Origin of the sequence: Ammoniphilus sp. CFH 90114, assembly GCF_004123195.1 — a bacterium.
GTDB lineage: Bacteria > Bacillota > Bacilli > Aneurinibacillales > RAOX-1 > YIM-78166.
This window is the reverse complement of the sequence record NZ_SDLI01000015.1, coordinates 14,145-35,205: the sequence shown is the minus strand read 5'-3', so window position 1 is coordinate 35,205 and position 21,061 is coordinate 14,145. Positions and strand designations below refer to the sequence as shown.

Genomic DNA, 21,061 nt, shown 5'->3' with positions numbered 1-21,061 from the left:
GAGGTATGAGATGACACAGATTGTACCGTTTGGTGCTCCAATTTTGGAATTAAAGAACTTGAGTATTTGCCTGCAGCAGGGGAAGCATCATCAAATGCTAGTTCATGATGTAAACTTTTCTATTCAACCGGGTGAGACACTAGCATTGGTAGGAGAGAGCGGTAGTGGGAAAAGTCTAACAGCTAGCGCGATACTAGGGCTCTTAGGCAATTCTCTACAGGTTAGTGGCGGGCACATTGTGTTTCAGGGTGAGAATATTCTAGCTCAGACGGATAAAATGAGAAGACAATTGCGAGGAAAGCAGATTGGTTTCGTGTTTCAAGACTATCAAGGGAGCTTTACCCCCTTTATCAAGATAGGGAAGCAGTTTTTAGAGACCATCCGAACGCATCGGAATGTTTCTGCCAAGGAAGCGAAGAATCAAGCCTTAGATTGGCTGGAAAGAGTAGGTTTGCCAGCTGAGAGGGTGTTTAACAGTTACCCATTTCAATTAAGCGGGGGGCAAAGGCAGAGAGCTGCTATTGCAGCGGCTTTGATGTTGAGACCTACTCTGTTAATCGCTGACGAAGCTACAACAGCTCTCGATGTTCTAACGAGTGAGACGGTTCTCGATTTGTTGGATGAATTGCAAAAAGAAACAGGTTGTGCTGTACTCATGATCTCCCATGATCTGCGCCAAGTGTTGAAGCGCGCAGATACGATTGCGGTTATGAAAGAGGGTAGAGTTGTAGAATCCGGCACGGCAACGGTGATACGCAACCAAGCCACACATCCCTACACACAAACGCTGCTTAAATCTAGACCTCTCTTGACAGAAATTCATGCCCAATTGCTGCTCGAGGAAGAGTTAGCGGGAACGGGGGGCCGACTAGCGTGAGAGTAATAGTAAGTGCCGATAAACTAAGTAAAACCTATAAAAAATCGGGGATACCGGTGTCAGCCCTTCAAGATGTGTCTATTCATATTGAAGAAGGAGAATGTCTAGGTGTAGTCGGTGAAAGCGGAAGCGGAAAGAGTACGCTAGGAAGAATCTTGCTTGCTTTGGAGCAACCAGATCATGGAGATGTACGAGTAAGTGGAACTTCCATTCTAAAGGTAAAGGGAAGAGCATTGCGGGATGTACGTAAGCATGTTCAAGTCGTATTCCAAGACCCTACTTCTTCCTTGAATCAGCGCTTGCCCATTTGGCTGTCCGTGATGGAGGCGCTCGACAATTTTCCTGAAGTGACCCCTCCTTTTTTAGAAGACGTGCGCCACTCTAGAAGGGATACGGCTGTCAGGCTGCTAGAGATGGTAGGTCTAAGAGCTGAGCACCTCGATCGCTATCCCCATGAATTGAGTGGGGGGCAGCGTCAGCGTGTAGCGATCGCACGCGGGATTAGTTTGATGCCGAAGCTATTAATTTGCGATGAGCCGACATCTAGTTTAGATGTATCCGTCCAAGCCCAAATTCTTCAATTATTGAAGAAAATGAAAACAGATCTTGGTATGGCTTGCCTCTTTATTTCACACGATATAGCTGCTGTTCGGTACATGAGTGATCGGATCATTGTGATGAAAGATGGACAGATTGTCGATGAGTTTCCCAGTCGAGACATTCTCAGCGAAGAAAGACATGAGTATACACGAAGGCTAGTTGCAGTGGTGAGTTAATGTTAATTAAAATCATACGAGGTACTTATGAAGAATGGTGTTATTCTAGCAATTTTCTCTTCTCTTGTTTTTAGTATCGTCAATGTCTTGGTAAAAGCAGCCAGCTTTGCAATTCCGCCTGCGGAAATTGCTTTTTTTCGGAGCATTATTGGAGCGGTCATTATCTTCTTTATGATGAAGTATAGTAAAATTTCATTTTCTACTACTGGAATTCCCTTGCTTGTATTACGAGGGGTCCTAGGAGCGCTTTATTTAACGGCTTACTTTTACACCATTGCCATGATTCCATTAACGGATGCCGTTATACTAGTGCATTTATCACCGATATTCGTGATTCTCTTGTCTGCGATCTTCCTGAAGGACAAGATTTCATCGGACGCCATGTTCTTCCTGTTCATAGCCTTCGCGGGGGCTACGTTGCTGCTTAAGCCATATCAGTTTGAGAGCTATACCATGGACGCCTTTGTAGGTATATTAAGTGCCTTGTTCGCAGCTGGGGCGGCTATTTCCATTCGTCACCTAACGAAGAAGCATCATAGCTATGAGATCATTTTTTATTTCCTCGCTATCGCAACGGTGATCTCTGTTCCACTCATGTGGAATGATTTTGTGATGCCCAATCTGCTTGAACTGTTTTATTTAATATTAATAGGGGTCGTGTCCCTTCTCGGTTTGATCTTCTTGACAAAGGCTTTTACCCATGAAAATGCGATTGTCGTTGAAGTCACACGCTATATTGGTATTGCGTTTAACGCGATGTGGGGCTATTTGCTTTTCGCAGAAGTACCGGATCTACTAACGGTAGTGGGTGGAGTGCTGATTGTCGGCGCTTGTATCGCTTTATCGAGAAAGGCAAAAGTTAAAGATTTGCTAGGCTGGAAGAGTGTAGGAAAGCAGGAGGAAATACGTAAGGAGGTTTAAAAATACGCGCTAAGCGGTGTAACACAGTATGGGCGTAGAGTACTACCCAATTTTTAAAGCAAAAAGTATTTTATTGTGATAATAATTATCATTTTTGGTTAATAATATTAAAAGGGACAACTCAGTAAGAGTTGTCCTTCCCCTTAGATCTTTGGTTCAAAGGTTTTGCAATCTGTCTCTGTCGATGTAGACGCTTGGTTATTATTCATACGACTTACAACATAGATGGACGAAGCTTTACATTCGTTTCCTGCAGCCCAGTGAATACAACTGTTAACTTCGCATTTTACGTCTCTTGCCATGGATATCACCTCCATGATATAGGTTGGCCAAGTTGATCTGTATTTAGTATGAAGAAACCAAGTTTACGGTTGCAAAATCAAAAAAAGACCTCGTTTCTTGAGGTCTTTTCTTTCTAGTTTAACTTCCATAAGCCGTGGGAGTAGGAGCCTACACATCATCCATCTATAATGAAAATCAATCTCAATAATATATTGAAATCATAAGAGAATGAATTATATAAAAGTGTGGGGATCAGATGAGTAGAATTATCGGCCGCATCTTGATTTTAGGTAGATAACTTGACCCTTTAGCGCATATGGTAGATAATATAATTCGTAATAATTACGGTTATTATTGGAGGGATTATGAATACCGTCTCAACAACTTCACTCTCAACCACACAGCCGCTTACACACGGGCAATTTTTGAAGCTTTCTCTCCCACTGATCTTATCCGGGTTATCCACTCCGTTTTTAGGCGCGGTGGACACCGCTGTTGTCGGTCAACTACCGCATCCTGCTTATATTGGTGGAGTGGCGATCGGTGCACTTATCTTTAACTATTTATACTGGGTCCTTGGTTTTTTACGCGTGAGTACATCGGGGTTCACGGCTCAAGCCCAAGGGGCAGGGGATGTCCAGGACTTGCTCATGTTCTTGCTTAGACCTTTAGGCATCGCGCTACTTATGGGGGGGCTGTTTATAGGTCTACAAGTTCCAATAAAGTATATTTCTCTTCTTCTCATGGAATCAAGCCCGGTGGTGGAAGCTCAGGCTGCCAGTTATTTTGATATACGCATTTGGGGTGCACCTTTTGCCCTCGCAAACTACGTAATATTAGGATGGCTAATTGGCATTTCGAAGGTAAAGCTGGCCTTATTTCTGCAGATCTTCATGAACTTATTGAACATAGGCCTAGATTTGTATTTTGTTCTTGTTCTCCAATGGGGAGTTCCGGGAGTTGCCTTGGCTACCGTTATTTCTGAGGTCAGTGCGATTGTAGTGGGTCTTCTTCTCTTAATGGCAAGTCGAAAAATCGATTGGAGCCAGTGGAGTTGGTCTCATTTTTGGGATTCCCGTTCCTTTTTAAAAATGTTTAAAGTGAACCGAGATCTCTTTATCCGAACCCTTTGTCTACTCACCGTTTTTGGTGCCTTTACGGCTTATGGTTCAAAGTTAGGTGAGGTCACACTGGCTGCCAATGCCATCCTGATGCAGCTGCAGTTCATCTTGGCTTATTTCTTTGGAGGATTCGCAAATGCCTCGTCCATTCTTATTGGGCGGTCGGTCGGCAGTAAAAATCAAGCTTTGTTCGAAGCCACCATCCGGGTTACGGTATTATGGTCTATTCTCGCATCGGTTCTTCTAGTCGTAGGATTATTGCTTGCAGAAGGATGGATCATAAGCTTGTTTACGGGCATTGGAGAAGTGAAGGCTGTGGCATCGGAATATGTAATCTGGCTGTTGCTCTTTCCCTTTGCTGTATTCTGGGGATTGCAGTTCGAGGGCATTTGCTCAGGGGCAACGAATGCAAGACCTGTACGAAATACTATGATCTTATCTATGCTCATTTTCCTAGTTTCCACTTGGCTTCTAGTTCCCATTTGGGATAATCATGGATTATGGTGTTCCTTCGTTTTATTTAGTTTATCTCGTTCGTTGATTTCTTGGACGTATCTTCCTAAACTAAGGAAAAGTATGATGATGTAAACTTGCTTGGACGATTTTTGGTTATAATGGAATTACAATTAGCTTTGTGGAGGGGAGTATACTTGAGTAAGGTAGTGGAAATAGAAGGGGCACGACTGAAGAATTTCCTTCACTTTCAACGTGATTCTCTCGGATTCATGACGAGTGTTCTGCACTTAGGTGATATCGTTTCTGTACGGTCTAGCAAGAGGACGCCTTCTTATATTTTGAATCACCCGGAAGCGATTCGAGAGGTGCTAATCTCTAAAGAACAATCGTTTCGAAAAGGTAGATCAAGTCGAATTCTAAGAGAAACAGTAGGTCAGGGGATTTTGACCACGGAAGGAAAAAAGCATGACCATCAGCGGCAGTCTATGCTTCCGGCTTTTCACAAGCAGAGAATTCAGGAGTACGCTCCGATCGTGATAGAGCAAGCCACGCGAGCATTTGATGAGTGGCAAGATGGAGAGGAACGATGGGTGCATCGTGATTTTATGATGCTGACGCTTACGGTCATCATGCAAACATTATTTGGGGCAAAATTAAAAGAGGATGCGGAGAGAGTTGCAAGAGCTGTTGAGGAGACGATCCAATATACGGCCAAGCGGATGTATTCACCCATCCCTTTGCCCAAGTTCATTCCGACTCGGGGGAATCTACGGCACACCCAGTCCATGGGGGTGTTACATCAAACCGCGAAGGGGTTTGTCCAACAACAAGAGAAGCGAGACTCTCCTACTTTATTACGGCATCTGCTGGAGGAAGATGGGGTCGAGGAACAAGAGCTTATTGATCAGATCATTACGATGCTCATCGCAGGCCATGAAACAACCGCGAATGCGCTAAGCTGGACATGGTACTTATTATCCCAACACCCTGAGGTGGAAGTAAAATGGAGAGAGGAACTGGACTGTGTTCTGGGAGATCGCCCTCCGACATACGAAGATTTAACGAAGCTTTCTTATACGCAGCAGATTTGGCAAGAGTCCCTACGTTTGTATCCACCTGCTTGGATGATCCTACGGGAAGCGAATGAAGACGTGGAAATTTTAGGAGAACCCTTTACTCGTAACTCTATTTTTATGATTTCTCCTTATAGTCTTCATCGGAATCCTCAATATTTTGATCAACCAGAGAAATTTATGCCTGAACGGTTTGCACCTGAGGCTGTAAAAAGCATCCCAAGGTATGCTTATCTTCCATTCGGAGCGGGTTCAAGATCGTGTATCGGAAACCAATTTGCTAGTATGGAGGCTACTTTGATCATGGTGCTTCTGGCTCAGAGATATAGGCTAGTGCTAGCTCCGGCACAGGCTCCGATTCAAGCTGAGCCTTCGGTATCTTTGAGAATCAAAGGTGGGTTAAAGATGTTGGTAAAGAGCCGAAGCGATCAATCTAGAAAGTAGATTTGAGGGACTGAAAGCCCATTCAGTCCCTTATTTAATTTGGGTTCCAACTAAGGTACTATTACTATATGTAAACGATTTTTTTTGGTGTTGCTCTGTCTGTAAAAAGAATTTCTTACGATTCCCTTTTGGGGAGTTTTTTACTTGAGGTACTATTTTAGATTGGTACTATTTTCATTCCCTATTGAAGTGTAAAATCAATCTAGCATCAGCAGTTTGAATTCAGTAGGAGTGAAAAGGATGAAAAAGAAAAGAAACCCTTGGCTGGCAATGGGACTCACGCTCGTATATCCCGGGCTTGGTCATGGTTATTTGGGAGAAATGGGCGTTGGATTGTTGTATATTACGATTCATTCCTTTCTATTATTAGTGGCGATGATGTCGCTTGGTTTTTTAGGTTTACCCGCACTTATTTTTTGGATTTATGCGATTGTTAAAGTCTTGATTCGTGCAGATCAGATTAATAAGGAAGAGGTGAAACCAGAGTTTGTCAGTCAAGGATCTGCAAACAAATCCTTCATTTTCACCTTTTTGATTGGGTTAATTCCTTTTTATGTCTTCCCGTTTCAAACTTACTTCAGTTTATATGATCGACTGCCATCGGAGAAAAGAGAGGTTCAGGCTTATTTGCAGAGGTCATTAGAGGAGAAATATGGAACTAGCGCAGAAGTCTATCCTGTAACCTATTCGTGGAATGCAGGAGATATGGACGGAACCTTTTCGGCTCAGGCTAAATTAAGTGAATACCCCATGTTTTCCTTTCAGGTAACGGTTTCAGGGAAGAAGTCCTTGAAGGCCCCCATATCCGATACGTTTGTCAACGAATTTATGAAGTATCAGTATGGTGAAAAGTACCGTAAGAAGATTGGGAGTGACCTAGAAGAAGCTTCTTTTTCTCATTCGGAAATATGGGTTGATGGGATCAATCCGAGAGTGGCCCGAATGGATCTAAAGGAGTTAGCCAAGAATCCAGAGTCTTATATTAGCATCTATATAAATACAGTTAAATTCATGGATCTAACAGAAAACAATAAAGAACAATTAGCCCAACAGATCTGGTCTGTGGTGGAGCCACTGAAGGAAGAAGGAATTTCTGCTATTAGCCTCAATATCGATGTTTTTCACCCTGAGCAGAATACGCCGTCATTTAATCGAAAACAATCATATAACAAAAAAATAGCGAACATTAGTGTAAGTAAAGAATCACATATCCGCTCGGCTGAGGATATTGTACCTTTAATCGAGTTCAGAGCAAAATGACCACCAACAGGTGGTCATTTTTTCATGATGCCATACAGTAATGTATGAAGAATCCGTTCAGAGTTAGACGGGCTAAGATCTCCCTGAAGCAGTATGCTGTGTTCTGAGGAAAGATCTCTTTTGTAAAGTTCAAGGATTCGAAGAATAAAGGAGGTGGGCAGATTCGCGCAGATCTCTCCTTGCGCCTTAGCCGTTTCGATAAACACCTCGACTAACTCGTCAGTTTTCCCCATAAATTCATTCTGTATCATAGTAGATAACTCATGATCTGTTAATAGTAACTGGAGAAATTCTGGGTGGAAATGAGTAAGTAAGGTCGATTTGACAAAGATAAGCTCTTTCAGTTTTTCTGGAAAAGGCTTATGGGATTCGATAATCGATTGGGCTTGTTCCATCTGTTCGGTGAGGATGCTTCTTACGACCTCGTGGATGACTCCTTCCTTGCTATCAAAATAATTATAAATGGTCACGACGGAAACATGGGCTTTCTTGGCGATGTCGCGAATGGATACCTTAGCGGGTGGAAGTGTTTTAAAGAGTTCAATCGAGCTGTGGATAATGTCTTGTTTCTTTTGTTCAGCTCGTTTTTCAAAGCCGTTCATGTTCATCACCTCCAAAATAGTATAACAAAACATTGATTTTGTTTCAAAATTCTCCTATACTGAGGTTAAGAAATGAAACAAAAATACAAAAATGTTTCACAATTAAATGGGGAGTTGATGACCATGCCAGCGATTGAGGTTAAAGGACTTACTTACTCCTACGATGGAAAAACCAATGCGGTTGATCACATAAGCTTTGAAGTGGAGAAAGGTGAGGTGTTTGGCTTTCTGGGTCCAAGTGGAGCTGGAAAATCAACAACGATCAAGCTCCTTACCCGTCTCATCGCTCCACCTAGAGGGACGGTTTTTCTGTTGGGGCAGGATATGGCTCAGGCCAATCATCGGTTCTATCGGAGAATAGGAATTGCTTTTGAAAACGATGTGCTGTATCCAACGTTGACTGGGTATGAGAATCTATACTTTCATGCTTCCCTGTATGGTGTGAAAAAAGAAGCTATCCATTCGATTCTTAGGCAAATGGATATTTATCATGCCAAAGATAAAAGAGTAGCCGAATATTCTAAAGGGATGAAGACGAGATTGGTACTGGCCCGTGCGATGGTCACGAATCCTGAAATTTTATTTTTAGATGAACCGACCTCAGGCATGGATCCAGAAATTGCCGCACATGTCCGGGAGTTGTTGAAAGGTTTGAATCGACACGGAACAACCATGTTTGTGACAACTCATGATATGCATGAAGCAGAGAAGCTATGTGACCGGATTGCGTTTTTTAACAAAGCGAAGATTGTAGAAATAGATACACCATCCAATTATAAAAAAAGATATGGTAGGAGCAGTGTGGTCGTTGAGTATCCTGATTCACAACGGGTGTTTAACCGGGAGAAGGAGTTGTCTGAATTCATCCGGGCCATACAAGACAATCAGTGGAGCAGCATACATTCACAAGAAGCAACACTCGAAGAGATTTTTATTAAAGTAGTGGGACGTGGGTTGAAAGGGGAGTAAGGTATGCTTCTTCGTATGGAGTTTCTGAGATTGATTCGAAACCAAATTGCTGCGTTAGTCTTTGGCTATATTGGAATCATGGTGATCCTCTTGAATGCTCTATCGGTGGTTTGGGCTAGAGACCCCGATCTAAGTTTATGGATTCCCAAGATCACCATTGGTTTTGTCGTCATCTTGCTCGACCTGATTTTCTGGTTAGCCGCTCTGCAGATCTCTGAGGATATGGAAACGCAGATGATTCAAGTGATGCGCACGAGTCGAAGTCCCTTTCAGTACTTTGTTGGCAAGCATGGGTTGCTCTTACTCATGACAGGGGTAGCAAGCAGCTTGGCTGTAGCGATGAGGCTTGGGGATCTTCTATTCGTCTTGCAGTTTGTTTATTTATCTTTATTAGTAGCGTTATTGATGATTGGCAGTGGAGTATTGATTGTGATGCTCGTGAAAAAGCAAAGTATCGTGATGGCGATTGGCAGTCTAGTAACGGGTCTTATCTTTGCCGTTATGGTGCGTCTTGTATTTCCGAACTGGAATGTTGATCCGATCCCCTATAATCCATTTGAGAGTTTTATCCAGGCCTATTATGATTTGTATTTACCAGGGGGAGCTGTTGGGGGTTCAGATCTGTTGATGATTTTAACCTTCGTTGCTCTGTTCGTATATGCAAGTAGTGTACTGCTGTTCAAGCATATTACCTTCAAGAAGGGGTTTAGGCTATAAGGGGGGATGAAGATGTTTTGGAGCTTTCTGCTAAAAGAATGGGCGCTTACGAGGCGAAATGTTTTTATTCTATTAATCTTTCTCTTTCCACTCTTGACCGCGATGGGTGGTTCAGGCATTCAACATGTCTATTCTCCCTTGCCGAAGCTGGTTGTCTTGGAACAGGAAGTGGAGCATTATGATGGATTGAAGGGTCTAGAGGTGATGGTGGCAAGGGACGACGAACAGATGAGAAGATGGGTTTTCGACCTCGACCATAAGATCGGTATAAAGGATGGAGAATTGGTTGTTGATGGACGTGAAGCGGTCGAAGACGTTGAAAAGATGAAAAGTCTCCTTCAAGGAGAGAAAGTAGTGGATGTTGGAGCCGATAGACAGAGATTGTTTAATAAGGTTTTTGCTTTTAACCTTTATGGGACGTTTATGGTGGGAGCGATGGTGCTGTTATTCAAGTTGGTAGAGGAAAGAGAACGGTTTACTACAGAATTGCAGAAGACGCAGCCTGCTCATCCACTGATTCCTCTTTTAGCCAAAGTAACGATCACAGCGGGGATTGTCGGTGTTGACTTTCTTCTTTGTGGATGGATCTTGAATGTTCCTCTGAAGGTCTTGCCTCTGGTCTTCATCTTAGCTTCCGGAGTTAGTTTAGGAATCGTGCTTGGACTCATTTTGGCCTTCTATGCAACGAACGAATCTCAAGCCTTAGCGATCCTCAAACCCGTCGTTTTTGTAGGATTAATGGGAATACCTGCTCTGGGATTATTCATGGAGGGGTGGATGCATCAATTAGCTTTGTTTAATCCCTTCTATTGGTTGCTTCTTATGGTTAATGATCTGTATCAAGGAGAGTTTTCGGGAGTTTATTTTGTTTATAGTATGTTTTTTTGCCTTGTCGGATTAGGAGTGATCTCGCGGTATTGGTATAAGACTCTATACGGAATACCGAAGGTGCAGAGGTAGGTTTGGATTGGTGATAACCGGTTGACGGTGACGGGGGCGTTAACCGGAAAATATACCGTAATGAGATTGCAGGAAGAACTGCGTTTTTTTAGAAAAGAGGGAGGGGATCGATGTGGATCGAAGAATTAGCTTGCTTTTGGGCGTGTTAGTTGGAATGGCTTTTATATTTTTATATGGGTATTCCTCTCGTTTTGAGGGACTCTTTGAGAGCTTCACTAGCTTGATTATGACGTTTCTTTTACTAGTCGGTTTTCTATCGGTTGTGGTGTTTGGATTCGCTTTGCTTTTGGAGGCGTTACGCCATTTAAGGAAGTAGAGGTTAGGGTGCAAAAAGTTTAGATTAGGGGTATAGTTAGAAGAAAAGCCCATAAATGGAGGAAAGTATCATGTCAGAATTGCCTAATTGTCCGGTATGTAACTCAGCGTACACTTATGATAATGGAAGTCTTCTTGTTTGTCCGGAGTGCGGTCATGAATGGATGCCAGGTGCAGCAGCTGAATCGAGTGAAGAAGGAAGAATAATCAAGGATGCGAATGGAAATGTCCTCCAGGATGGGGACACCGTAACCGTCATCAAAGATTTAAAGGTAAGAGGAAGCTCATCCGTCATCAAAATAGGAACAAGGGTGAAGAATATTCGTTTGGTTGACGGCGATCATGATATTGATTGCAAGATTGACGGTTTTGGGGCGATGAAGCTGAAATCCCAATTTGTGAAAAAGGTATAGTGATTACATAACTGAGGGTGTCCTTGTAGGTCGGTGAAAAGCGACCTACAAGGACACCCTTTAAGTTATCGTGATGGATCCAAGGTCTCGAAAACGCGGTCGGCCCAATTTCAGGGTGTCAAAGAGTCTGATTGATACCCCGAAAATGGGGCTGGATGGATTTGAGGGTGTCAAAGAGTCTGATTGATACCCCGAAAATGGGGCTGGATGGATTTGAGGGTGTCAAAGAGTCTGATTGATACCCCGAAAATGGGGCTGGATGGATTTGAGGGTGTCAAAGAGTCTGATTGATACCCCGAAAATGGGGCTGGATGGATTTGAGGGTGTCAAAGAGTCCGATTGGAGCCCCGAGAATGGGGCTGGACGGATTTGAGGGTGTCAAAGAGTTCGATTGATGCCCCGAAAATGGGGTTGGATGGATTTGAGGGTGTCAAAAGCGCCGAATGATGCCCCGAAAATGGGGTTGGACGGATTTGAGGGTATCAAACCCGCCGATCGATATTGAGACCGTCCCAACCATCGCCTACATTAACCGCGCGATAAAGACGGTAGCGATTCCGAAATAAATCAACAGGGATAATACATCATTTAAGGTCGTAATGAGTGGTCCTGAGGCTACCGCTGGATCTACTTTGAATCGGAACAAAATAAGTGGAATAATGGTTCCAGCTAGGGTTCCGATAATTAAGGTGACGAGAAGGGTGCTGCCCACAACCAGCCCGAGTACCGCATTTCCTTGCCAAACTAAGGCGATGATGGAGATGAGGACCCCACAGGTAACCCCAATAATGATACCTACAGCCAGTTCGCGCAGGATGAGTTTCATCACGACTCTTCGATTAATATCGCGTGTAATGAGTCCTCTAACCACTACCGCTAGGGACTGGGTCCCTGTGTTCCCTGTCATCCCCGCAATCATCGGAATGAAGAAGGCGAGAGCGACGACAGTTTCAAGGGTTTCCTCAAAGGTGCTAATGATCGTTCCGGCTATCAGTCCAAGGAATAAGAGTAAGACCAGCCAAGGTAAGCGGCGAGAGGCGGCGACAGTGGCCTTCGTATCGAAATCAATGTTTTTCCCTGATGCCGATAGCTTTTCTATATCTTCGGTTGCTTCTTTTATAACAACATCGATAATATCATCAACGGTGACAATTCCGACCAAGACACGATCTTGGTCAACCACAGGAACGGCTAAGAAATCATATTGTTGGATAAGGCGAGCAGCTTGTTCTTGATCCGTATCGACGGTCACCGAGATGACCCGTTCAAACATAATGTTCTTAATCTGTTCATGCGCCTCGGCGAGGATGAGATCCCGATATGAAACCACGCCGACCAACTTCTTTTTATCGTCAATGACATAGAGATAATTGATCGTCTCTGCGATTTCAGCGAACTCTTTCAATTTTTCTACAACATTACGAACGGAGTAGTGATGAGAAACCCATACAAATCGGTTGGTCATCAACCGACCTGCGGTTTCCGGAGCATATCTCATCAAATTTTGAACAGCTTGGGATTCTTCTTGCTTCATTCCAGAAAGGAAAGCTTGCTTCTTCTCTGGGGAGAGTTCCTCAAGAAGAACGGCTAAATCATCATTATCCATCTCATCTAAGACTTTAAATGATTTTTCCACCCCTAATTTACCGAGAACATGGTGTTGCTGCTCTTTTTCTAATTCTTCAAGCATATGCGCCAGCTGGGTCGTGTCGAGGTGTGCTAAAAAACGAACTCGATGTTTGTCAGGGAGAGTATCGTAAATCTGGGCAATATCGTACGGATGCAGCTCATCTAATAGAACTTGTAGATCACTAACTTTGGCTTCTTTTAAGTATTTAATCACTTGAATCGTGATTTCATTTGGAGTTAAGTCTGTTACCATGCTTTTCACCCTCTTCCTCTGTATCACGTGAACGTGTTCTCGCTAAAGAAGGAGTCATTACTTCCTCCAGTGAATCGGTAGAAATGGACGTCCTTCCTTATTTTTCTTTAATTTAGCGAATGTTAACCGACAAACAGGTTCAGGACCATAATCCACTTTTACCACCCCCTAGAAATGTAAAAAACACCTTCAATGAATGAAGGTGTTAAATTCCATAGAAAAAATAAAATATAATCCCCTCATTCGCAGAGCTTTAGCACTGTGCGGCATAGGAACATCATCCAGCTACATTAAAAACCACCTTAATTCGATGGTTTCTGTTGACCCATTGGCGTCTTTGGACGTTTCTGGGCAGCAGCATATCTCCGGCACAGGAGCCTCACCTAGCAAAGGTATTTACTTAACTTGGTAAGGATATCTTAATATTCAAGAGTTGTCAACGATTTAAAGGGTATAATGATATATTGACAATATACAACTAGCAAGTGATGGAGGTAAACCATGCCTTATGAAATTGTGTTTTTTGATATCGATTTTACTCTAATTAATTCGGAGAAGGAAATTCCACAAGATACTATGGAAGCGATAAGGAAACTAAAGGAAAACGGGACTCAAGTAGCCATTGCGACGGGTCGACCTCCCTACATGTTTAAAGAGATTGCAAAGAAACTAGAGATAGATACCTTTGTATGTATCAATGGTTCTCTAGTTATCCATCAAGGTCAGATTATTCGAAGACATATCTTTGAAAAAGCAGATCTTGCAAAGTTGGAAGAACAAGCCTCGAAGCATGGACATGCTTTATCCTACTTTGCGTTGGAAGGGTCCTTCGCCAATCAGGATCACCACCCAAGAATACTAGAGTGTTTTGAAGACTTACGATTCCCGTCTCCAGCATATGAACCCAACGCCTGGAGGGAATATGATATGTACCAGGCCTTGGTTTATTGTACGGAAGAGGAGGCCCATCTGTATCAGTCTTTAGACGCGTTTCGTTTTGTGCGTTGGCACGAGTTTTCGATGGATGGGATCCCACTGGGAAGTTCAAAAGCGAAAGGAATTGAGGTCTTATTAGACCACCTAGGTTTAGACCGTTCTCAGGCGGTCGCCTTCGGGGATGGATTGAACGATCTTGAGATGCTGTCTTACGTTGGGATGGGTGTAGCCATGGGTAATGCACATGAGGAGTTGAAAGCTCAAGCTAACTATATCACCAAATCGGTGGATCAAGGTGGGGTAGCTTTCGGGCTTGCGCATCTGGGACTGATAAAATAAGAGGCGCTTAATCTCAATCGTCCTTCATACTGATTTTGTAAGAAGGTTTTTGTGATATAATGAAATTAATTAAACGAAACCTAGTTTCGCTAAGTGGGACGAGAGGGTGGGTAATATGGATACACATGCAGTTTTGATGAGGATGGCGACCGAAGAAGATTTAGATCAAATTGTGTATATGCTTGCTGACGATGAGCTGGGCAAGACAAGAGAGCGCTATGAACAACCATTGCCAGAAACATACCGAAAGGCTTTCCATTCTATTGATTCTGACCCGAATAATGAATTGGTTGTAGCGTGCATCGGGGAAGAAGTGGTGGGGGTGTTGCAAATTACTTTTATCCCTTATCTTACCCATCAAGGGGGATGGAGGGCAACGATTGAAGGAGTTCGAACGGCGACATCTGTCCGTGGTAAAGGAGTCGGAAGTCAATTGATCCGTTGGGTTATTGAGCGGGCGAAGGAACGGGGATGTCATCTATTGCAGCTTACTACGGATAAAAAGAGAGAGAATGCCCTCCATTTTTATGAGAGATTAGGTTTTAAGGCGACTCATGAAGGGATGAAAATGAAACTATACATAACTTAAGGTGAATTAAGCTGGGAGCAGTTTCTTATACTGCTCCCATATTTTATTTAAAGGATCTTTTTGGCATAGGGAAGTTTGATTAAGATACTAGCGATGATAAAGCAAGTGACCGTAGAAAAGAATCCCACTAAAACGAATTTCATTAGTGGTAATAGATCTACACCAGTCAGCAACAGGCTAAATCCAACAACAACAGCTGGATGAATAATGAAGACGGTGTAGGCTAATTGACCTAGTAAGGTGCGAAAGGGAGTAGGCTGATTCCACGCTCGATTAAAATACTGAAGGAGCCAAAGGATGATTCCGAAGGCAACAAAAGGTTCCCAGATCGCATAAAAGAACGATTGTACATTCGCACCGCCTTCAAACATCAGGTTTCCCTCTAGTGCACCAGTGAGAATAAATACGATTGGCAACAGGGGAATGGAGACAAGGGATATTCTCCACCAGGTCTTCACAAGGCTTGGAGTTAGATGATTCAACCATTGCCCACGATAAGCCAAGATCCCAGCCGTAAATAGAACAATATAAGAAGGGAAGTATCCAAATTGAAGTCCCAGCACACCCGTCCCTACCGGAAAAATAAAGCGAACTAGAAAAGCGGTCAACCCCATTCCAATGGCGAAGAAAAGTAGAGTCTTCATTGCGGGGGAAGGTAACACGCGTGTTGATCTTGGTGCCGACAGCCATCTTAGTAAGCTATAGATGAAACAAAAAATCAGAAGGGCTTCCACAAACCATAAAGGTCCGATATGAATTTGTCTAAAGGTTAAAATATGACTTTGGTAATACTCTAGTAAAGTAAACTGATACCGATAATGAGCGATATAGTAGATGACAGGCCCAAGAAAGAAAACATAGAAAAGAAGGGGGATACCTAAACGTATGAAACGCTCCTTGAGAAACATTTTTGCCCCTTTTCGATCAAAAGCACCTGGGGTAAAGTAGCCAGATAGAAAAAAGAAGAGCCCCATAAAAAAAGATTGATTAACGGCAGTAAATAGTGTCAGAAGAATACTCGTAATTGTTAACTCAGATTGATCCACATCTACATAAATCCATGAACCCCCTGCCCCATAAGCGATAGCCGTATGATGCAAAATCACAAGGAAGGTTAAAAACACCCTTAAATAATCCAAATAATAAAGTCTATTCGCCATGAATTACCTCCAATGGAAATTCGTACATTGAAAGATTATAGGGATATTTACCCAATTTGTCACATGTTATTTTTTAAAACTCAGTCAAAACTTTATCAAAACTTAAGCTAGCCTCCCCGAAAAATACGATAAGATAAACATATCCTATAAGAAGGAGTTCAACGGCTATGCTTCAAAAAACATGTTATCATTGTGAATCGTTATCCTTTGGAAGCACAGATGATGTATGGATCTGTCCTTATTGCCATTCGGATATTACCGAACTCCAAAGTTATTTAGTATCTATTAACCCTATTGATATAACGAAGTTAGATATTTTGTTACTAAAGGATTGCATCAAAAGTACTATATGAGTTATAATTTCTACAAAATACTACAGTTTTTTACAGTTTGCCATCTTATAAACTATGAAAACGGTTTACCTAACCTAAAGGTAGGAACGACGCAAGGCAACGGGTCAAAAGTAGGGATTGCAATTTTAATCGCATGATTCTAGCCTTAAGAAGGTATTTTTTTGTCTTTGAAACAGAGGAGAAGTAAAATGTTAAATCTGGTTGAGCAATTAAAGCAGCATGATCTGGATACCTATCTACATTCCTATCGGGTGGCGGAATTATCTCTTCGAATTTCTCAAGCCTGTGAACATTCCAAGATGGAACAGCAGATGGTGTATTATGGAGGTCTCCTTCATGATATCGGCAAGCTGAAGATTAATACCGAGATTCTATCGAAACCTGGAAAGTTAACGAATGAGGAATGGAGTCTCATCCAACAGCATACGGTATACGGATTTGAAATTTTACGAAGTGATTTTAAGGCTCAAACAGAGATTTTGTATACGGTGTTATTCCATCACGAACGGATGAATGGATTGGGATATCCATTTGGTATTAATGGGGAACACATTCCTGTGCAAGCTCAAATTGTGGCCATCGCAGACAGTTTCGATGCTATGACCAATCATCGTTCTTATAGCAAAGCGAAAACGACAATGGAAGCTATTGAAATTCTTCAGGCAGACGAGGGGTATTCCAGATTGTTGCTCGACAAGCTTGTGGATCTATATAAATAATAGGGTTATAGAAAGTACGGCTACCACCGAATTTAGTTTTCGGTGGTTTTTTATCTGTCTGGAAACTGATTTTGAATATTTTTCATCAGGTCTAGAACGAATAAATGTAGCGAATACACGTTGTCATGCCATGACGGTTCACTTTTTTCTTCTCAGGAAATAGGACTTGATATGCTAAGATAATAGATAAGCTTAAATTTAATACGAGAGGATTTTGTCTTTGAATACCGTTTCCGGCTCCATTTTACAACAAGTTGCTCGCGAGATATCGAAGGTGGTAATGGGTCGTCAGAAAGAGATGAAGCTTCTGATAACCACGCTGCTTTCTGAAGGTCATATTCTAGTGGAGGATCTCCCAGGTATGGGGAAAACTACCCTGGTGAAGGCGTTTGCTAGAGTGCTAGATTGTTCCTTTTCGAGAATTCAATGTACCCCAGACTTGCTTCCATCGGATGTGATTGGTCTTTCTATTTATAATCCTAAAACGTCGGAGTTTTCCTTTCGAGGGGGTCCTATCTTTAGTCAGATTCTGTTGGTGGATGAAATCAATCGAGCTCTTCCTCGGACGCAATCTAGCTTGCTGGAGGGTATGGAAGAGCGACAGGTTTCGATTGAAGGAAGAACGGTTGCTCTTGAACGACCTTTCTTGGTGATGGCCACACAAAATCCGATAGAGATGGAAGGAACCTTTCCTCTACCAGAAGCTCAGCTCGATCGTTTCCTCATGAAGATGAAATTGGGCTATCCTAGTGTGGAGGAAGAGGAAGCGATGCTGATGAAGGTTGGCGATCAGCTTCCTTTTGACTCGTTAGCGCCGGTCCTGACTCCATCAACCATTTTTTCGCTGCAACAAGAAGCAGAGAAGGTCTTTGTTCATGAAGCCATCATCAAATATATCGTGACTCTGGCCCAAGAAAGTCGTCATCATCCGATGCTTACGGTCGGTGTCAGCCCTCGGGGAAGTAAAGCGTTGTATAAAGCGTTAAAGGCATGGGCCCTCATCGAGGGACGAGATTATGTACGGCCCGACGATGTAAAGGAGCTTATTGGTTATGTGTGGAGCCATAGAATCAGGTTAAGTATGGAAGGCTCCATATCAGGAAGAGAACCTGAGACAGTATTGCAAGAGATTATGGATAAGACCCCGCTTCCAGTAGAGCATACAGGGAGACAGAAATGACAGAGGAACAAGAAAAAAAGCCAAGCCAAACGAGTGTGTTGTTTGAACGGTATATGATTTTTGGGGTTCTGATTCTCCTGATTAGCGCCCTATGGTTTCGAAATCCGCCATTGATCTTTGTATCGACCTTTCTGTTGGCTATATCTGTTGTTATTCTTTATTGGAAAAGAAAATCATTAGATCGATTGCAGCCACTCATGGAGTTAGAACGTTCTCGAGTATTTGCATCAGATCCGATCTCGGTGACGTGTACCCTTTCTAATGACAAGTGGCTTCCCCTTGTTTGGGTGGAGTGGGAACTCGTTGACCAAGACGGAATTCACTGGCGGGAGATGGAGAAGGGGCCTTATATCATCCGTTTTCTCTGGCTAATGGGTTATCAGAGAGTAAATTGGAAAATCGAAGGGCAGGCGTTACAACGAGGAGTTTACTCCTTAGGACAGATTGTCCTTCGATCAGGAGATGCTTTTCGCTTCTCGGAGACAGACTTGAAGGTGGATTTGATGAAGGCGCTTTATGTGTATCCCGCCCTTATCCCGGTGTCAGTTCCATCTTTGGTTCATACTTTTCACTGGGGAACAAAAGGGAAAAAGGGTGGGATTTTGGAGGATGCTACCCAAATCACGGGGATTCGTGAATATCAGAGTGGAGATGAAATGAGAAGAATGGATTGGTTGGCTAGTGCCAGAACGGGAACGTTGCAGACCAAGGTGTTTCAGCCTGTTCTTCCTCGGCAGCTGATGATCGCGTTTGATGCAGCCGGGTTTGAGGTGCGGGAGGCAGGGACCTATGAACGGGTTTTATCTATTATTGCCTCCGTTTCTCTTGTGTATCATCAGCGAGGAATCGAAGTGGGTTTCACGTCAAACGCTGCGGGTCGGCAAGTCGTCTACCACCCTCCGTCTTCTAAGCTGAACCCTCTGTTGGATGACCTGGCTAGAATCAGGGTCGAGAATGCTCCTATCGCTGGTCATTTATTGAAATGGATAGGAGCAAATCCGACCTCTATCCTTTTTTACTTTTGTGAAAGGGTGGAAGAATCACACGTGCAATGGATTAGAGCGAATTCTAAACGAGCGCCCTATATGATGTTTTACTATCTTGAGGAGTCAGACGAAGGAAAAAGGCTGGAAGGACAAGCCAAGTCGATCAAGAGTCTGCAAGGGGGGATCGGGTGAGTCTGCGATCGGCCTTGAAACGAGGGATATGCCTTTATAGTGAAGGAATATGGTTGTATTTTGGATTAGCTCTGTATGCCAAAATTGAGTGGCAGAGGACTGAGCTTTTTTTACCTTGGACCTGGCTCTTTATAGGTGTTACGGGATTTTTGATTCCTTTGCTCTTGCAAAAATGGACTCAGAAAGTGTCCGTCTTGTTTGGCGTTAGTTTAATTGCTCTCCTACCTCAGCTGTATGGGAGTTGGAAATTAGGGATTCAGGCAGGTTATGGCTATGCTGGTTTGGTAACTTTTCTCCTTTTCGTGTTATATGTCCGAAGCGGTTATCTGGTTTATCATGAGCCTACTCGTGTGCAGTTGATCTTGCGCTTTGAGGGAAATGTCATATTGTATATCCTCTTTGTTCTCTTCATGACGGTGAACCCAGATGTGGAGCAGTTCCTCCACTTGCCTTTTGTTGTGGGAATCCTCGCAAGCTTGATGGCAATTGTTTTCACCCTACAGCCAGAGGAGGCTGGACAGGAATCGGTTCAAGTGAGAACGGTGGGAAGCATGGGGAATGTGGCCGTTCCCATGCTAGGTGTTGTCTTATTAGGAATCTTGTTCGGATTATCGGTGCTCATGCCACAAGTACGAACAGGGATGGTCGGCTTGTTGACCAATCTGGCAGAAGGTGGCGTCTGGTTGGGAAAATGGGCTCTTGGGGTGATCACCTGGCTTCTTAGTCTAGTATCTGTAACCGAGGAGATGGGAGTATTGCCTCCTGCACCTGGACAAGTATCGCCAGGGAATCAGGAAGGAGAATGGGTGCAGAGCCTTTCGTTTCCTTGGCAATTGGTCCTTTTTCTCTTGCTTGTTTCGTTAATTGTCGTGCTATGGTTGGTATTTGGGCATAGACCGAGGATGAAGCCCGTTTCCCGGAGTCCTGTTAAAATAAGACAAACTTGGAATCGTCCCTCATGGAAGGCGATCTGGAGTCGATTGGTTAATTATTTGCGACAATGTTTAGAGAAGTGGAGAAGGAAGTTTCCGGGTTACTATGCTCTTCAGCTCTATTGGTATTTTCATCAGGTAGAGCAATGGGGAAGGAAACAAGGGGTAACTCGTCTTGCTGCTGAAACCCCAAGGGAATATAGCATTCGACTGGCTGGCCGTGTAGAGTTGTCGGATGCGCAACGTTCCATGTTAATTAGGTTAGGGGACTGTTATACGGCAGCGTACTATTCAGGTGGAAGGAAAGTGGATGATCGTGAATTTGGTCAGCTGATTACGGAATTAAGAGGATACAGGACATCTTAGCGGAAACTTTTTCCGCTATTTTTTATTTTGCTGGGAAAAGGAACTGAATAGGGGGATAAATTTCCTTTATTTCATCATGAAAGCGCATACAATTTGGTTTAAAGAGAAATAACGGAACTTATTCCTTCTATATCATGGTGAAATGGTCATTTTCCAAGAATAGCGGAAGTTTCTCCCGCTATTCTTGTGTGCCTCAATTACAGGTCCACGATGAGTAGACAAATACCCCATAAATGTCTTC

Annotated in this window: 21 protein-coding genes and 1 riboswitch; of the genes, 17 read left to right on the top strand and 4 right to left on the bottom strand. The window is 43.2% G+C overall.

Translation table 11 applies throughout. From position 1 onward, the window contains the following. Positions 1 to 10 precede the first annotated feature (10 nt). From EIZ39_RS22815 to EIZ39_RS22805, 3 genes are read left to right on the top strand one after another with little or no spacing between them, the layout of a single operon-like run. The gene (locus EIZ39_RS22815) at positions 11 to 877 is read left to right on the top strand and encodes an ABC transporter ATP-binding protein (protein ID WP_129203246.1); all 867 of its coding nucleotides are present in this window, start codon (positions 11 to 13) and stop codon (positions 875 to 877) included. Continuing rightward, positions 874 to 1,653 carry an ABC transporter ATP-binding protein gene (locus EIZ39_RS22810; protein WP_129203244.1) on the top strand — a complete coding sequence of 260 codons (780 nt, stop codon included), beginning with the start codon at positions 874 to 876 and terminating at the stop codon, positions 1,651 to 1,653. Before EIZ39_RS22815 ends, EIZ39_RS22810 begins: the two co-directional genes overlap by 4 nt. A gap of 27 nt (positions 1,654 to 1,680) precedes the next feature. After that, complete coding sequence (locus tag EIZ39_RS22805) at positions 1,681 to 2,574, top strand: DMT family transporter (RefSeq protein WP_129203242.1); 894 nt, start codon at positions 1,681 to 1,683, stop codon at positions 2,572 to 2,574. A gap of 143 nt (positions 2,575 to 2,717) precedes the next feature. Here the strand turns inward: EIZ39_RS22805 and EIZ39_RS22800 are convergent, their stop codons facing one another. Continuing rightward, positions 2,718 to 2,876, bottom strand: a complete 159-nt coding sequence (locus tag EIZ39_RS22800) for a DUF1540 domain-containing protein (RefSeq protein ID WP_129203240.1) — start codon at positions 2,874 to 2,876, stop codon at positions 2,718 to 2,720. Between the two features lie 345 nt (positions 2,877 to 3,221). On the opposite strand from EIZ39_RS22800, the gene EIZ39_RS22795 reads away from it, so the two are divergent. The 3 genes from EIZ39_RS22795 to EIZ39_RS22785 all read left to right on the top strand — a co-directional run bounded on the left by EIZ39_RS22795 (position 3,222) and on the right by EIZ39_RS22785 (position 7,210). After that, positions 3,222 to 4,565, top strand: a complete 1,344-nt coding sequence (locus EIZ39_RS22795) for an MATE family efflux transporter (RefSeq protein WP_129203238.1) — start codon at positions 3,222 to 3,224, stop codon at positions 4,563 to 4,565. A gap of 62 nt (positions 4,566 to 4,627) precedes the next feature. Then, on the top strand, positions 4,628 to 5,950 hold the full coding sequence (locus EIZ39_RS22790; RefSeq protein ID WP_164985271.1) for a cytochrome P450: 1,323 nt from the start codon (positions 4,628 to 4,630) through the stop codon (positions 5,948 to 5,950). A 240-nt stretch (positions 5,951 to 6,190) separates the two neighbouring features. Further along, positions 6,191 to 7,210 (top strand): hypothetical protein, encoded by a 1,020-nt coding sequence (locus tag EIZ39_RS22785; RefSeq protein WP_129203234.1) that lies wholly within the window; start codon positions 6,191 to 6,193, stop codon positions 7,208 to 7,210. A 14-nt stretch (positions 7,211 to 7,224) separates the two neighbouring features. On the opposite strand, the gene EIZ39_RS22780 is transcribed toward EIZ39_RS22785, so the two are convergent. Continuing rightward, positions 7,225 to 7,812, bottom strand: coding sequence for a TetR/AcrR family transcriptional regulator (locus EIZ39_RS22780; RefSeq protein WP_164985270.1), 588 nt, complete (start codon positions 7,810 to 7,812; stop codon positions 7,225 to 7,227). Positions 7,813 to 7,935: 123 nt separating this feature from the next. Here EIZ39_RS22780 and EIZ39_RS22775 point away from each other — a divergent pair, with 123 nt between their 5' ends. The 5 genes from EIZ39_RS22775 to EIZ39_RS22755 all read left to right on the top strand — a co-directional run bounded on the left by EIZ39_RS22775 (position 7,936) and on the right by EIZ39_RS22755 (position 11,186). Further along, complete coding sequence (locus EIZ39_RS22775) at positions 7,936 to 8,781, top strand: ABC transporter ATP-binding protein (protein WP_164985269.1); 846 nt, start codon at positions 7,936 to 7,938, stop codon at positions 8,779 to 8,781. Positions 8,782 to 8,784: 3 nt separating this feature from the next. After that, on the top strand, positions 8,785 to 9,498 hold the full coding sequence (locus EIZ39_RS22770) for a hypothetical protein (protein WP_129203228.1): 714 nt from the start codon (positions 8,785 to 8,787) through the stop codon (positions 9,496 to 9,498). 12 nt (positions 9,499 to 9,510) lie between these two features. After that, entirely contained in the window at positions 9,511 to 10,458 is a 948-nt protein-coding gene (locus EIZ39_RS22765; RefSeq protein WP_164985268.1) for an ABC transporter permease, read from the top strand. Between the two features lie 112 nt (positions 10,459 to 10,570). Continuing rightward, a complete protein-coding gene (locus tag EIZ39_RS22760) occupies positions 10,571 to 10,774 on the top strand; it encodes a hypothetical protein (RefSeq protein WP_129203223.1) in 204 nt (67 codons plus the stop codon). Positions 10,775 to 10,844: 70 nt separating this feature from the next. Then, positions 10,845 to 11,186 carry a zinc ribbon domain-containing protein YjdM gene (locus tag EIZ39_RS22755; protein ID WP_129203221.1) on the top strand — a complete coding sequence of 114 codons (342 nt, stop codon included), beginning with the start codon at positions 10,845 to 10,847 and terminating at the stop codon, positions 11,184 to 11,186. Between the two features lie 523 nt (positions 11,187 to 11,709). Here the strand turns inward: EIZ39_RS22755 and mgtE are convergent. After that, positions 11,710 to 13,068: a magnesium transporter gene (gene mgtE / locus EIZ39_RS22750; protein ID WP_129203219.1), complete on the bottom strand. Its 1,359-nt coding sequence runs from the start codon at positions 13,066 to 13,068 to the stop codon at positions 11,710 to 11,712. Between the two features lie 231 nt (positions 13,069 to 13,299). Next, positions 13,300 to 13,466: riboswitch (M-box (ykoK) riboswitch) on the bottom strand. Between the two features lie 103 nt (positions 13,467 to 13,569). On the opposite strand from mgtE, the gene EIZ39_RS22745 reads away from it, so the two are divergent. After that, on the top strand, positions 13,570 to 14,343 hold the full coding sequence (locus tag EIZ39_RS22745; RefSeq protein ID WP_129203217.1) for a Cof-type HAD-IIB family hydrolase: 774 nt from the start codon (positions 13,570 to 13,572) through the stop codon (positions 14,341 to 14,343). Between the two features lie 115 nt (positions 14,344 to 14,458). Further along, positions 14,459 to 14,932, top strand: coding sequence for a GNAT family N-acetyltransferase (locus tag EIZ39_RS22740; protein WP_129203215.1), 474 nt, complete (start codon positions 14,459 to 14,461; stop codon positions 14,930 to 14,932). A 47-nt stretch (positions 14,933 to 14,979) separates the two neighbouring features. On the opposite strand, the gene EIZ39_RS22735 is transcribed toward EIZ39_RS22740, so the two are convergent. Beyond that, on the bottom strand, positions 14,980 to 16,092 hold the full coding sequence (locus tag EIZ39_RS22735) for an acyltransferase family protein (RefSeq protein WP_129203213.1): 1,113 nt from the start codon (positions 16,090 to 16,092) through the stop codon (positions 14,980 to 14,982). 541 nt (positions 16,093 to 16,633) lie between these two features. Between EIZ39_RS22735 and EIZ39_RS22730 the strand changes: the two genes are divergently transcribed. The 4 genes from EIZ39_RS22730 (at position 16,634) to EIZ39_RS22715 (ending at position 20,820) form a co-directional block, all read left to right on the top strand. Then, on the top strand, positions 16,634 to 17,164 hold the full coding sequence (locus EIZ39_RS22730; protein WP_129203211.1) for an HD-GYP domain-containing protein: 531 nt from the start codon (positions 16,634 to 16,636) through the stop codon (positions 17,162 to 17,164). A 220-nt stretch (positions 17,165 to 17,384) separates the two neighbouring features. Continuing rightward, complete coding sequence (locus tag EIZ39_RS22725) at positions 17,385 to 18,344, top strand: AAA family ATPase (RefSeq protein ID WP_240675914.1); 960 nt, start codon at positions 17,385 to 17,387, stop codon at positions 18,342 to 18,344. Then, positions 18,341 to 19,522, top strand: a complete 1,182-nt coding sequence (locus tag EIZ39_RS22720) for a DUF58 domain-containing protein (protein ID WP_129203209.1) — start codon at positions 18,341 to 18,343, stop codon at positions 19,520 to 19,522. Before EIZ39_RS22725 ends, EIZ39_RS22720 begins: the two co-directional genes overlap by 4 nt. Next, positions 19,519 to 20,820: a DUF4129 domain-containing protein gene (locus tag EIZ39_RS22715; protein WP_129203207.1), complete on the top strand. Its 1,302-nt coding sequence runs from the start codon at positions 19,519 to 19,521 to the stop codon at positions 20,818 to 20,820. Before EIZ39_RS22720 ends, EIZ39_RS22715 begins: the two co-directional genes overlap by 4 nt. Positions 20,821 to 21,061 lie beyond the last annotated feature (241 nt).